This is a genomic window from Mesorhizobium sp. M0019, from assembly GCF_040323975.1.
In the GTDB taxonomy this organism is placed as follows: Bacteria; Pseudomonadota; Alphaproteobacteria; order Rhizobiales; family Rhizobiaceae; genus Mesorhizobium.
The window spans coordinates 58500-72109 of record NZ_JAMYVK010000037.1 but is presented as its reverse complement, the minus strand read 5'-3'; the positions used below and the strand labels follow the sequence as shown (position 1 = coordinate 72109).

At 61.4% G+C, this 13610-nt stretch carries 13 protein-coding genes and 1 pseudogene; 7 read left to right on the top strand and 7 right to left on the bottom strand.

What is annotated here, in order from left to right; genetic code table 11:
- Positions 1-93: 93 nt before the first annotated feature.
- The 3 genes and pseudogenes from NKK47_RS24220 to NKK47_RS24210 form a co-directional block, all read right to left on the bottom strand.
- The gene (locus tag NKK47_RS24220) at positions 94-414 is read right to left on the bottom strand and encodes a hypothetical protein (RefSeq protein WP_352578504.1); all 321 of its coding nucleotides are present in this window, start codon (positions 412-414) and stop codon (positions 94-96) included.
- A 255-nt stretch (positions 415-669) separates the two neighbouring features.
- Positions 670-2233, bottom strand: a pseudogene (locus tag NKK47_RS24215) (serine hydrolase).
- Between the two features lie 132 nt (positions 2234-2365).
- Positions 2366-3799 carry a coiled-coil domain-containing protein gene (locus tag NKK47_RS24210; RefSeq protein ID WP_352578503.1) on the bottom strand — a complete coding sequence of 478 codons (1434 nt, stop codon included), beginning with the start codon at positions 3797-3799 and terminating at the stop codon, positions 2366-2368.
- 443 nt (positions 3800-4242) lie between these two features.
- Between NKK47_RS24210 and NKK47_RS24205 the strand changes: the two genes are divergently transcribed.
- The 6 genes from NKK47_RS24205 (at position 4243) to NKK47_RS24180 (ending at position 10001) form a co-directional block, all read left to right on the top strand.
- The gene (locus NKK47_RS24205) at positions 4243-4983 is read left to right on the top strand and encodes an ATP-binding cassette domain-containing protein (protein ID WP_254819718.1); all 741 of its coding nucleotides are present in this window, start codon (positions 4243-4245) and stop codon (positions 4981-4983) included.
- Between the two features lie 55 nt (positions 4984-5038).
- Entirely contained in the window at positions 5039-6100 is a 1062-nt protein-coding gene (locus NKK47_RS24200) for an ABC transporter permease (protein ID WP_352578502.1), read from the top strand.
- Positions 6101-6151: 51 nt separating this feature from the next.
- The gene (locus NKK47_RS24195) at positions 6152-7156 is read left to right on the top strand and encodes a sugar-binding protein (RefSeq protein ID WP_023677316.1); all 1005 of its coding nucleotides are present in this window, start codon (positions 6152-6154) and stop codon (positions 7154-7156) included.
- Positions 7157-7203: 47 nt separating this feature from the next.
- A complete protein-coding gene (locus tag NKK47_RS24190; protein WP_352451446.1) occupies positions 7204-7953 on the top strand; it encodes a glucose 1-dehydrogenase in 750 nt (249 codons plus the stop codon).
- Between the two features lie 183 nt (positions 7954-8136).
- On the top strand, positions 8137-9048 hold the full coding sequence (locus tag NKK47_RS24185; protein ID WP_352578501.1) for a DUF930 domain-containing protein: 912 nt from the start codon (positions 8137-8139) through the stop codon (positions 9046-9048).
- Between the two features lie 152 nt (positions 9049-9200).
- The gene (locus NKK47_RS24180) at positions 9201-10001 is read left to right on the top strand and encodes a class I SAM-dependent methyltransferase (protein WP_352578500.1); all 801 of its coding nucleotides are present in this window, start codon (positions 9201-9203) and stop codon (positions 9999-10001) included.
- Positions 10002-10065: 64 nt separating this feature from the next.
- On the opposite strand, the gene NKK47_RS24175 is transcribed toward NKK47_RS24180, so the two are convergent.
- The 4 genes from NKK47_RS24175 to NKK47_RS24160 form a co-directional block, all read right to left on the bottom strand.
- On the bottom strand, positions 10066-10641 hold the full coding sequence (locus tag NKK47_RS24175; protein WP_352578499.1) for a dihydrofolate reductase family protein: 576 nt from the start codon (positions 10639-10641) through the stop codon (positions 10066-10068).
- Between the two features lie 101 nt (positions 10642-10742).
- A complete protein-coding gene (locus NKK47_RS24170; protein WP_023677310.1) occupies positions 10743-11276 on the bottom strand; it encodes an SRPBCC family protein in 534 nt (177 codons plus the stop codon).
- Positions 11273-11662 carry an ArsR/SmtB family transcription factor gene (locus tag NKK47_RS24165; protein ID WP_023677309.1) on the bottom strand — a complete coding sequence of 130 codons (390 nt, stop codon included), beginning with the start codon at positions 11660-11662 and terminating at the stop codon, positions 11273-11275. The genes NKK47_RS24170 and NKK47_RS24165 overlap by 4 nt, the downstream gene beginning before the upstream one ends.
- Before the next feature lie 145 nt (positions 11663-11807).
- Complete coding sequence (locus NKK47_RS24160; RefSeq protein WP_352578498.1) at positions 11808-12443, bottom strand: ankyrin repeat domain-containing protein; 636 nt, start codon at positions 12441-12443, stop codon at positions 11808-11810.
- Between the two features lie 229 nt (positions 12444-12672).
- Here NKK47_RS24160 and NKK47_RS24155 point away from each other — a divergent pair, with 229 nt between their 5' ends.
- Positions 12673-13527 (top strand): aldo/keto reductase, encoded by an 855-nt coding sequence (locus tag NKK47_RS24155; RefSeq protein WP_352569140.1) that lies wholly within the window; start codon positions 12673-12675, stop codon positions 13525-13527.
- The last annotated feature ends 83 nt before the right edge of the window (positions 13528-13610 follow it).

The following is a 13610-nucleotide window of genomic DNA, read 5'->3' as shown; positions in this document are numbered from 1 at the left end:
TCCTTGGGAGGTTTTTCAACGCGGGCCGACACAGGCCCAGCCGCCACCGTCACGCCGCGGCCCGCATCGAAAAACCTTCACCATTGCGGACGATCAGCCAGGCGCCACAAACGCGTATGACTTCATCAGATCAAGTGTTGTCTCGGCGCGTACAGAAAGGTTGTCTGGCACCTCGATCCGAACGAGTAAAATGTCTGTTCCTTGATCAATTCCGAACAAAGCGGCAATCGGTCGGGGACCATCGAAATGGCACGATGCCCATTGCCGTGGAGATGCATCTGTATCGGTTTCTTTGAGCTCGTCTTCGAGAATCCTACGCAATCCGACATCAAGGGCCTCGCCAGCCATGTGACCGATTTCATCGATCAGCGGGTTCCAATTAACTAGCCAGACCCAATTCTGCACCCAGGCCACCTGCTGGTCTCCAATTTGGGACGAAAGCCGACTGGTCTCGTTAGTCGGTCTTTGCATGATTTGTCGAATCCGCTATCGGCGATTCCTACCATAATAAGCTTGACTGCTTTTTGACCATCTCGGCTGTTGGCGGCAGTCAGCTGATTGAATTTTGACCTAAAGCGGTTCAGCTTTTGATAGTCGCTGACCCGCTCCAAATATCTGTTTTTACGCAATTATGGACGGAAAGCCGCTTCGCACTTTCCTGGAATTGCTCTAATCCCCCACCCGTTGCAGCGTGCCGAGATGATTGTCGTCGAGAAATTCGACGGTCATGGCCGACGCCTTGCCGCCGGGGCCGACGGCAAAGCTGACGGCCGAGGGCCTGTCCGGCATCTCGGCATCGGGGAAGGTCACGAAGAGGTCGCGGTCGAAATGCTTCAGCGAATAGGACCGCGCGCCGGCGGGCCCGACCTTGAGGACAAGAGTGTCTCCTTCGCCCGACACAACCGCATCGCCGATGAAGTCGTTGAAGTAACGGCCTGCATAGGCACTGGCCGGCTCGACCGGACTTGCTGGAGAGGGCGGCGCGGCATAGGTGGCCTTGGCCGCCGCAATCACCGGGCCGAACATGCTCGCATAGATATTATTCCATGCCTTTACCTTATCCTTCCCCAGCATTCCGTCGAAAACGAGATCGGCGAAGCTGTCGGACAGCCCCTCCGGCACGCCTGTCGGAAAGGCGTTGGCGACGACGACGATGCCAAGCTTCTCCTCGGGGAAGAGCATCACCAGGCTGCGTGCGCCGGCGCTGAAGGCGCCCGCGTGACCCCAGATCGGCCCGTGCCGGCCGAATTCGATATTCCAGCCGAGGCCGTAGAAGGCCTCGCCTCCGGAGACGGGATTCTTGCCGCGAGCCGTCAAGGGAATATGTGTCTGGTCCAGCGCATCGGCGGCAATGAGTCTCTTGCCGGCATAGACCCCGTTGCCGAGCACAAGGCGCATCCATTGCGAGAGGTCGCGTGCGGTGGAACTGACGCCGCCTGCTGGCGCCTGCGCATCCGGATAGCGCTGGACTTTCGCGGTCCAGGCGCCATCGATTTTGGCGTGAAGCTCGGCGCGGTTGGCGTGCTTGATGAAGTCCGAATGACGGGAGCTGGTCGAGGCCATTCCAAGCGGACGGTAGAGCTTCTCTTCGGCGACCTCTTCCCATGATTTGCCCGTCGGCTTCGCGGCCGCGACGGCACCCTCGGTCAGTCCGAAATTGCTGTAGGAATAGCCCGCACGAAAGCTCGATGACGGCGACACGAACCGCAGCCGGCGCAGGATCTCCGCGCGGTCATAGCCGATGTCCTCGAGGTCGTCGCCGGCGGTGCCGGGAAGCCCGCTGCGGTGCGCAAACAGGTCGCGGACCGTGAGTTCGCTGGTCGGATAGGGCTGGGCGAGCCGGAAAGCCGGATCGAGGTCGGCGATCTTGGAATCCCACGAAGCGATCCCGTCGCTGACCAGCGCCGCCACGACGGTGGCGGAGACCGGCTTGGAGAGTGAGGCGATCTGGAAGACCGTGTCGGCATCGACGGCCTCCGGCTTACCGGCCTCGCGATGTCCGAATCCCTTGAGGAAGATCACCTCGTCGCCATTGCACGACACCGATGGCGAGACCAGGTACGCTACCATCCGCGACGACGCCTTCGGCCAGCAATTCGAGCTTCGCAATGGCCGCGGCGATCCTGTCGGGTGGGATGGTATCGGCCGACGCCGCTTTCGGCGAAAGCGTAATGAGGGCGATGAAGGCCAACATCCTCCACCGGAGGTGATTCCGGTTTGTGAACAGCCGCATGCTCAGCCCCTCCGCTTCACCGGCGTGCACTATTGCAGGCCGACGCAGCGAAGGCCAGCCTCACGCTCGACCCGCGATCCTTTGACGGATATCCGCTTCACACCAGTCGAAATTCAGACAGCCGCGCCTGAGCTAGGATGCAGCGCGCAGGCGGAGGCGCCGCCTGCCGGCGCGGGCCTTCTCCGCCACCGCGGCGGTGATCTCGACCACGCCGTCTTCACGCTGTCTGGCGTTGGTGACCTTGTGGAGCCGCTCGTAGGGCAACAGTTCCTTGACCCGAGCTTGAAGCGACGCGACTTCGGCTCGCAGATCCTCGCATTCCTGCCTCTGGACGTCGAACTGTATCTGTTCGGATGCCTGCTGCAGGGAAAGCTGCGAAAAATTCGCGCTGACCGCGGAAAGGTTCATCTTGTCGTTTTCGCTCTCCTTCGTGAGAGCGGACAATTTTTGCTCGACAATTTGCTTTTCCGCCACCGCGTCGCTCGCTTGGGCCTTGAGCCTGGCGATCTCGCTGGCGGCTTCGCTGTTCTGGTTGGAGGCGGCCTCCAGCCGCGATCGGAGATCCTCGATTTCAGAACGCAAGCCGGTCATCTCCGCGACACCGCGTGCAAGTTCGGCTTCCCTGTCACCGTCCCTGATGCGGGCCGCTTCCGTTATTTCCGACAGCTTCGTCTGCGCCATATCGAGCGATTTCTGCAGCCGCATTTCCTCTTTCTCGCTCTTGCCAAGCGCGGCCAGCAGTTCGGAAACCTGCGCGGCGTCATTGGCATGGACGGTCGAGAGTTCGTCCAGCCTGTGCCGCGCCTCGGCCTCCCGTTTCAGCGCCTTGTCGAGGTCGATCGACAGACTGACATGCTTCTCCCGCAGCATCTCGTTCTCGCGCGAGCGTCTGTTGGCCTCGACCGCTCTGGCCGAGAGCGTTTTGACAAGCTCGCCGAACTCGGCCTCGCGTTTTGCGCTCGCATTGCCTGCCACGACGAGTTCCAGCCTTGCCGCCGCCAGCGCGCCGCGAAGTGCTTCCTTGTCCTCGACCAGGCTCGCCTCGTGCTGCTGCAGGGCCTCGATAGCGCTGTCGCGCTCGCGCTGCTTTCTGGTCGCTTCGTGGAGCTGTTCGGACAGCACCCTTTGCTGCGCGGTCAGGCCGGTATTTGCCAGCTCCAATTCGTTGGCGCGAAGAATGTCGCCGTGGAGCAGTTTTAGGAATTCGCCTGTCAGATGATGCGAGGTCGCGATCTCCGACAGTTTCGCATTGATCTCCCCCAGATACTCCTGCGCGTCGTGAAAGAGCCCATCGACCGCACTTAAGGCAGCCAGCCGGGTTTGCGTATGGGGCGTCAGCCGCCGTGCGGTCTCGAAGGCGTCCGCATTGGCCTCGAGCTGCGAGCTGTCATCCGTTGCCGGGAGATTCTCATCCGATACCGTCTCATCCGGCACAGTGACGTCGTTCAACGGCGGCTGATCGTCCACATTGAGACATTCGCTAAACGCATCCGCCAAATCGGTTTCGAGCTCCTTGAACGCTCTCTCCACAGTCTCGGCACGCTTGATCAAACCTTTGAAATTCATGACCGAATATCCCTCTCGTGCAGCGCCGTTAAGGAGCGGACTTTCAACACTTGACCCTCGCCTCCCCCGAATGCGGGTTCATCTCCTGACGTGCGCTCTGGCCGACGCACGCTAGGGACAGGCTTGGCCACTGTCCTCGTGTGTTTGAATGACGTGTTCTGCCGCGCTCCATACCCGAGGCGTTGGCACCGCTCGAAAAATGCCCACTCATTTCACCCGAAACGGATATGAAGCGGCGCAAGCATGAGGATCGCCTGGTGACTGTTGTAAGGATCGGCCGAGCGCCTCGGTGCTCTGCAGCAGCTACAAGTCACACTCGGACGAGGCGCGTTACGGCCGGGAGGCCTGACCTAATAAATGATTGTGTTGAATACGTTTCGCTGATTAGCTGCTGTGCATTGACCAGGGACAAGACGGATAAATGTTGTCCCGGGAGGACCGCGATGCCGGTGCTTGAGGTTCGCCACGTCTCCAAGAATTTCGGGGCTATCCAGGCCCTGACTGACGTCAGCTTCCAGGTGGAGCGAGGCGAAGTCGTTGGTCTGATGGGAGACAACGGGGCCGGCAAGTCGACGATAGTTAAGACTGTGGCCGGGAATTTTCCTCCGAGCGACGGCGAAATTGTAGTCGAGGGCGAGGTGTGCCACTTCCACCAGCCCGTGCAGGCCCGCGCCAAGGGGATCGAAGTTGTTTATCAGGACCTGGCGCTCGCCGATAATCTGACGGCCGCGCAGAACGTCTTTCTGGGGCGCGAGATCAAGAAAGGCTTCTGGCCGATCAGGATTCTTGACAAGCAGGCGATGATCGATCGCTCGGCAGCGCTGTTCAAGGAACTCAAATCGGAAACCCGGCCGCGCGACCTCGTCAGGAAGATGTCGGGTGGGCAGCGCCAGGCGGTCGCCATCGCGCGGACCCGGCTTTCAAATGCTAAGCTGGTGCTGATGGACGAACCAACGGCCGCCATCTCCGTGCGCCAGGTGGCGGAAGTACTCGAACTAATCCGACGCCTCAAAGCACAAGGAGTCGGCGTCATGCTGATCAGTCACCGAATGCCTGACGTGTTCGCCGTGGCAGATCGCATTATCGTCCTCAGGCGGGGCTCGAAAGTTGCCGACAAGCCAGCCGACAAAACATCGCCCGAGGAAATCACTGGACTGATAACGGGGGCCATCCGTGGCGAATAGTGTTCAGGAGTCAGTTGGCGTTCAGGGCTCAGTCGAAGAACATGGCCGGCCGGCCATGTCGGATTTCCTCCCGACCAAGGAAAAAACAGTTCTCCAACGTGTGATTTCAAGTCAGCCCTTCTGGGTGACGATCGCGCTCATCGCGCTCGTCATGTTGATGACTGCGATGGAGCCGAGCTTCGGCACCTCTGAAAACGTCGCCAATGTGACGCGCAATTTCGCACCTTTCGGCATCATGGCACTTGGCATGACGATCGTCATCATCACCGGCGGTATCGATCTGTCGGTCGGCTCCGTCATGGGTCTCGTGGTCATCGTCGCCGGCCTGTTCCTCACCTGGCATTATCCCTGGTACGTCGCCTTCGCCATGGGCCTTTTCTCCGGTCTGGCCTGTGGCGCGGTCAACGGATTCTTTGTCGCCTATGTCGGGATGCCGTCCTTTGTGGTCACCCTCGGTATGCTGTCCGTCGCGCGCTCGCTGGCGGTCGTATTCTCGGCCAACCAGATGCTCTACCAGTTCGGGCCCGATGCTCCGATCGTGAAGGCAATCGGTCAGTGGAAATGGCCGCGGCATGGTCCGAACGACTGGGCACCGCATTGGATACCAGAACTGTCGTCACAATTCTGGACCATGGTGATCTTGGCCCTGATTGTCGGCTTCGTATTCAACTTCACAGCCTGGGCCCGGCATCTCTTCGCCATCGGCGGCAATGAGGAGGCGGCACGGCTCACCGGCGTTCCGGTCAATTGGATTAAATTCCAGGCCTATCTCTTCTCGGCTTTCACCGCCGCGCTCGCCTCGCTCCTGCTCCTCGGCTACAACGGCTCGGCCATCAATGCCATGGGCCAGGGCTATGAGCTGCGCGTTATCGCCGCGACAGTCATTGGCGGCGCCAGCCTCATGGGCGGCGCCGGCACGGCCTTCGGTGCGATCATCGGTTCGGCCTTCCTCGAGGTGATCAGGAATGCGCTGCTGATGGCCGGCATCGATTCAAATTGGCAGGGTGCCTTCGTCGGCGCCTTCATCGTTCTTGCGGTTCTTTTGGGCATGCAAACCGGCGGCAAATCGATTCTCGCCGCGTCGCTGGCAGTCTTGATGCCCAAAAAACGCCGCTAGAAACCCGCCGGCGGGAGGCTTGCGGGATCACACCCAGGAGGAGAACGTCACATGAAAAAACATCTGCTGACGGCCGCCGTGGCGCTTGGCGCAATGGTGCTCGCCGTTTCCGGCGCCCAGGCGAAATACACCTTCGCCCTGGTGCCGAAGAACATGAACAATCCTTTCTTCGACCAGGCACGCGACGGCTGCAAGAAGGCCGAAGCCGAATCCAATGGCGCCGTGGAGTGCATGTATATTGGCCCCGGCGAGCATGGCGGCGGCGACGAGCAGGTACAGATCGTACAGGATCTCGTGGCCAAGAAGGTGGACGGCATCGCCGTGTCGCCATCGAACGCCGCGGCGATGGCGGTTGCGCTGCAGGCCGCCAAGGAAGCCGGCATCCCGGTCCTCACCTGGGATTCCGACCTCCTGCCCGAAAACAAGGATCTGCGCGTCGCCTATATCGGCACGCACAATTATGAGATCGGCGAGAACCTCGCCAAGCTTGTCATGCAGATCAAGCCCAAAGGCGGCACGATCTGCATCCAGTCCGGCGGCGCCGCGGCGGCCAACCACAACGAGCGCATGCAGGGCATTCGCGATACACTTTCGGGCACCAAATCGGCGGCCTCGCCCGGGGATCGGCTGACGGGCCAGAACGGCTGGACCGAAATCGAAGGCTGTCCGCTCTACACCAACGATGATTTCCCGCTTTCGGTGCAACAGTTCGAGGATATCATGGCGAAAAACCCGAACCTCGACGCATTCGTCCCAACCGGTGGCTTCCCGCAGTTCATTCCCGATGCCAACCGCGCCGCGGTCGCACCGTACAAGGACAAGATCGCCTCGAAAGCCCTGGCCCTTGTCGTTGCCGACACGCTTCCGGTACAGATCGACCAGATGAAGGAAGGTTTCTCCCTTGGCCAGGTCGGCCAGCGGCCGTTCGAGATGGGCTACAAGACGATGATGGCGCTGAAGGAAATGAAGGAGGGCAAGGCTCCGCCGGCCGACCCGACCTACACGGGCCTCGATGTCTGCACTCCGGAGACAGCCGACACCTGCGTCGCCAAATAGTGCTTTTGGGCGGGAGGAAACTCCCGCCCTTTTCATAGGGGATCTCAATGCCGGAATTGTTCTCGCTCAAGGGCCGTGTCGCATTGGTCACGGGTGCCTCGCGTGGTCTTGGTTTTGCCATGGCCAAGGCACTTGCGGAAAACGGCGCGACGGTGATCGTCAATGCGCGCGACATGGCCGCCCTTTCCGCGGCCGCCGAAAGGATCGGTGCAGAAGCCCTGCCGTTCGATGTCACCGACGCGGCGATCTCAAGGGCGTCGCTCGAAGGAATCGTCGAACGCCACGGCCGCCTCGATATTCTGGTCAACAACGCCGGCATCCAGCATCGGAAACCGCTGGTCGAATGGCAGGACGAGGATTTCAACCATGTGGTTGCCGTCAATCTGTCGGCTTGCTTCCGCATGATGCGCGACGCGGTGCGCCTGATGCTGCCAAACAAGTTCGGGCGCATAATAAACACCGGATCGGTCGCAGCGATCCTTGGCCGCCCCACCATTCACGCCTATGTGGCGGCAAAAGCGGGCCTGCACGGGCTGACACGCTCCACTGCCGCTGAGCTGGGCCGTCACGGCATCACCGTCAACGCCATCGCCCCCGGCTATTTCGCCACCGAGCTCAACACCGCACTTATGCGCGACGAGGCCTTCACCAAATGGGTCGAGGCACGAACCCCCGCGGGCCGCTGGGCCCAGCCTGAGGAGCTCGGCGGAGCAGTGGTGTTTCTCGCCTCCGACGCTGCCGCTTACGTCAACGGGCACGTGCTGGCGGTTGACGGCGGGCTATCGGTTTCCCTGTGATTTCAACCGGCGACACCGTGCCGGCAGGGCGTGCCTGCTAGCCGCCTGAAATGACGACTTGCTGCATGCGCTGCTGGCCCGGTCCCCTGCACGGACGCCGACGCCACACGATTGGATGCCGCTCCGTGTTGCAGCCGCCGATTTTCGATTCGCAACGGGTTATTTCGACGTCTGGCGGCATCGATGCTTGATGCCGCCAATATTTCATTCCACACACCGGTCACGATGAGAGACGAGATACGGGATCAGCGCCGGGTATTCGGGTGGGCCTTGCCTGCCTCCGCGGTCGTGCATTTGCTCGCCGCCGCGCTTCTTTTGTCCGCACTGCCGCTGTCGCCCCCGCAGCCGCAGAAGGAGCAGCCCATCGCAGTTGATATCGTGCCGCCGCCTAAACCGCCGGAAAAAACCAAACCTCCGTCCCCCGCTGAACCGCCCAAGCCGGAAAAGCAGCCGGAAGCCAAGGTCGAGACCCCGGCGAGCCGTGAGGTCGCCGCGCAGAGACCTGTCTTCCAATTCGGTGAGAAGGACGCCGGTCCTCGCAAGTCTCTGGACGGCAACAGTGCGGAGGATGGTTCGGAACAACCGCCAGCGCCGCAAGTTCCCAGTAACCAGGATCTTGCACAGCCACCTGCCGTGACAGCGGTCGAAGGGAAAGACCAGGCTCCGTCGCCTGGCGCATCACCGCCGCCGAAGCCCAAGCCAGCGGATGTCGCCAAAGTGCAAAGGCCATTGAAGCTTCAGGAAGCGAAGAGATTGTTCTCGAAATCAGCAACCGGTGATCCGGTAGCGACAACCGCGATGAAAAATGTGCCGCGCGCCGTGCGGATCGGTCAGCTCTGCAACACGGAACTCGCACAGCAATTGGTGCACGCGTCGCCCCCCTATTTCCCGAACAGCCTGCTTGAGTATCGGCTGAAGGCCGGCACGGTCATGAAAGTCGCCAGTGCGCCGTTCCCTGCAAACGGGCAGTGGTACGATCTGAGCTTTCGCTGCGAGGTCGATCCGGACGCGACGAGAGTCGTGTCGTTTGCCTTTCGTGTTGGAAATCCGGTGCCGCGCAGCGAATGGAAGCGCCGCGGGTTGCCCGCCGAATAGGTGGTCGAGGCCACGGAGGCTGGCTGGCCGGCGCCATCAAATCCGGCCGGCGATGTCTTCGCGCGCTCCGGGCTGCCGAACCAACACGCGCCAAAAGTGGCTTTCGTCAGCGGCTGCCGAAGTCTAGCATACGGCTTTGGGAGGAGGGTTCGATGACTTCAAGTTTCAACGTTCACCATGCTGCCGGCTATGAGCAGCTCATGGGCCGCTGGAGCCAAAAGCTCGCGCCGCTGTTCATCGGCTTCGCGGGCCTCAAGGACGGCGAAAAGATCCTCGACGTCGGATGCGGCACCGGCAGTCTGACCTTCGCGCTCGTCAAGGCCGCTGACCTCGGTGAGGTCGCGGCGATCGACTTTTCGGCCGTTTTCGTCGAGGAGGCAATCCGGCGCAGCACCGATCCGCGGATAAAAATCCGTCAGGCGGATGCCTGCGCCCTGCCCTTTGAGGATGGCGCGTTCGACCGTGCCCTGGCCCTGCTCGTGCTCCATTTCGTGCCGGAAGCCGGCAAGGCAGTCGCCGAGATGCGCCGCGTCGTGCGGCCGGGCGGCGTCGTCGCGGCGACGGTATGGGACCATCTCGGCGGCATGCCGGGGATGCGCATGATGATCGACACGGTGGCGGTGCTCAGTGAAGGCGGACGCCAGCTGCGTGCCCGCTATTGCACGCAGCCGATGATGCAGCCGGGTGAAATGAAACGGACCTTTGTCGAACAGGGTCTCCGCGACGTTACGGAAACCCAGTTGATGATCCGCATGGACTACCAAAACTTCGACGATTACTGGGCGCCGATTGCCGCCGGCGAAGGGCCGCTCGGCAAGTATGTGGCCGCGCTCGACCCGGAAGAGCGGGCGCGCACCGACGCCGCCATGCGCGACGCCTATGAGGCCGGCCGGCCCGACGGCCCGAGGTCCTTTGCCAATGTCGCCTGGGCCTGCCGCGGCGTCGTTGCCTGACCTTGGCGCTAATGCATGCCGCGCAAAAAGCGCGTCGCATGAGGCCGATCGAACGCGACGCGCTTTAGCCGATCCCATAGACCAGCCCGACGCGGCCGTCCGAAAGCTGCTCGATCTTGCGCAGTTCGAGCCCACGACGATTCTTCGCCGTTCCAAACAGCGCCTTTCCGTCACCGGCGAGCAGCGGATAGACGATCAGCCTGAGCTCATCGACCAGCCCGGCATCGATAAGGCTCGCGGTAATTCGGGCGCCGCCCATAAGGTAGATGTCCTTGCCGGGCTGCTGTTTCAGCGCAGCGATATCCTCGAAATTCCGCACGAAGCGCGTCTTTGGCCAGGCCGCCGAAGTCATTGTGTTCGACAGCACATAATGCGGCGTCTGCGCGGCGAAGCTGGCCCATTCGAGCTCGGCCGGCTTCGGCAACTTGCCGGTCATCGGCAGCGGCTTGTCGGGCTCGTTCTGGATGGCGCTCCAGTAGCGCTCGTAGCCGGCATACATGACGCTGCCAAGCAGGCAAGCGTCGATTTGCGGCGTCAGGCCGTATTCGTCCGACCACGCGTCGACCCAATCGGCGTAACCCTCGGGTCCCTCCATCTTGCCGTCGACGGAAATCTTCATTCCAGCGATCAATTTGCGCATGACTTCCTCCATCAGGCTTGCGGGATGCAAGCACGTTTCATCGTTTCAGCGTTGCTTCGTGTTGCTGGCGGCGACCTCAGGGATGGCCGCCGCGAGTTACATCAGGCCGGCAGGCGGCGGTCGTATTCTTCCCGCAGGCGGCTCCAGCCGTCCCAGAACGAGGTCGGCGTCTTGCCCGCCAGGCGGGCGGCCAGCAGGTCGAGGTGTATGTGCCAGCCGGCCGTGATGTTGAGCTGGATTGCACGTTCCGGCAGGCGGCGATGAACGACGGTGAGCAGCACATCGCTACCCTTCGCCTCCAGCAAGAAGGAGACGCCGCCGGTGTTTCCCCAGGTGATGGAAAGCTTGCGCGGCGGATCGAGTTCGGTGATCCGGCCCTCCATCCGATGCTCTTCGGGAAAGCCCGCGGGTCGCTGGCCAGGCGGGTCCGTCAGCTCGTCGTTACGCCAGACCAACTCGAACGAGCTGCCGGCCTTCATTTCCATCTGGCCCGCGGCCATCCATTGCCGGCGCAGGTCACTCTCGGTGAGATAGGCCCAGACGCGCTCGATGGGGCCGGGCAAGAGGCGCTGGATGGTGAACGTGGCGGGCTCGCTCAGCTCGCCATAGGCGTCGATGGTTCTCATCTGGTTCATTGCTCGTCTCCTTCTTTCGGGTTGGGCGATTTCCTGGACTCATCCTGGGCTTTGCGTGCGTCCTCTTCGCGAAGAAGGCGTTCGAGAACATCGAGACGACCGGTCCAGAAGCGCTCGTAGAAGCTGAGCCACTGATGGGCGCTGGCCAGCGGTCCAGGGGCTAGTCGGCACAGATGCGTGCGGCCCCTCACCTCTCGACGAATAAGCCCTGCGTTCTCCAGCGCCTTGATGTGCTTGGAGGCCGCCGCGAGCGACATCACGAAGGGTTCCGCCAGCTGGCTTACCGTTTTCTCGCCATCGGCGAGATCGCGAAGCATGTGCCGCCGGGTGGCGTCGCCAAGGGCGTGAAAAACCGCGTCCATCTGGGGTGTCTCTAATTCAACCATGTAGTTGAATATAGACGCACGCTTTGAGATAGTCAACCGTTTGGTTGAATAATTTTTGTGAAGCGCCGCGGGGCCGTTTGCGCCATCGAGCGTGTCGACGTGACGGGAGATACGGACGCGCCCCGCGACAGCAAGGGCGAGGCCCTTATTTGCCGTCGAAGAAACTGTGGATCGCGGCTTCCAGCTTTTCGATAAGCTGAGGGTTGTGGCAGCTGCCAGCCCAGATCAGGGCGTTTAGCCTCATCTCTTTGTTGATAAAGCTCACTTTCCCAGAATCCAGCAGGTATTCCGCGATCTCGTAGTGCCGCCCCTTGATAGCCTCGATGAGCGCGTTGTTTCTCCCCGTCTTGTCGGTCAAATTTACTGCCGCGCCATTCTCCACGAGCAACTTGACGACTTCGAGATGCCCGTTCTTCGCCGCCTCGATAAGAGCCGTTCTGCCGTAGTAGTCAGCTCGCGCGTTGATCTCTATTTGGGGGTGTCTCACGAGGACTGAGATACACGCGTAATGTCCCTTGGCCGACGCAAGGCTCAAGGGCGTGCTCTTCCACTTGTTTCTGGAATTCACGTCGATTTCCGGGTCTTCGATCAGCGCCTCCACCACAGCTGTGCGGTCATTGAGGGCTGAAAGGTGAAGTGCAGACCAGCCGCCGTCGTCCGACTGATTGATGTCGGCGCCAGCCGCCATTTCCGATCGAACCGCCTCCGCATCGCCTTGTTCTGCCGCGACCAGCAGGGGCGACCAGTCTCTTGCCCCTTCGGCTTCCAAGCTGTTGGTCAACGCAGTCGCCTCCTTGGATAGTCCACAGAATACCACAGAATCCGCGATAGTGGGGTCGTCCTGTATAGAGTTCCCTGGAGTCCGTGGGTCACAGAGAGCTGTCGGCCCGAAGCGGAGGATCAGCGCTTCACGTCCGTCTCCTCACATTCTCCTGATATCGACTGGCTTTGGCGGCCATTCAGACTAGATAGAGCCTGCGCCGGGCGGAGCGATGCAGAAGGACCTGAACATGCCTGAACAGATTACCCTGAATAGACCTGAACAAATCAGATTGAACGACGCCTCCGCCATTCCGCAAATCGGCCTCGGCGTGTGGCAGGTCGATCCAGCCATCACCGCCAAGGTGGTGCGCTGGGGGATCGAGGCCGGCTACAGGCTGATCGACACCGCCGAAGGCTATCAGAACGAGGAAGGTGTCGGGCAGGCGATCCGCTCGGCCGGCGTGCCGAGAAGCGAGTTGTTCATCACCTCGAAACTGCGCAACGGCGCACATCAGCGCGACGCCGCCTTGCGCGCCTTCGACGAGACGATGAGCAAGCTCGGCATCGAACAGATCGACCTGTTCCTGATCCACTGGCCGGTGCCCAGCCAGGACAGATATGTCGAGGCCTGGAAGACGCTGATCGAACTCAGGCAATCAGGCCGGATCAAGTCGATCGGCGTTTCGAACTTCAACCAGGACCACCTCGAACGGATCATCGGCGAGACCGGCGTCACGCCGACCGTCAACCAGATCGAGCTCCACCCCCGCTTCCAGCAGCGTGACAAACGTGAATTCCACGACAGGCACAACATCCGCATTGAGAGCTGGAGCCCGCTGGGCAGCGGCCGGCTGTTGAGCGATCCGACGCTTGAAAGCATCGCCAGGAAACACGGCAAGTCGGTGGCGCAGACGATCGTCAGGTGGCACCTTCAGGAAGGGCTGATCGTCATTCCAAAGTCGATCCACCAGGACCGCATCGCCGCCAATTTCGATGTCTTCGATTTCGAGTTGGAAGCGAAGGACCTCGAGCTTATCCGGGGCATGGATTCGTCCGACGGCCGCACCGGCCCGAACCCCGCCACGGCCGCATTCCTGTTCTAACGAGGCGGGCCAACCGGGACGTTGGCATTCCTTCACACCCCCCTCTGCCCTGCCGGACATCTCCTCAAGGGGGAGATCGGCAG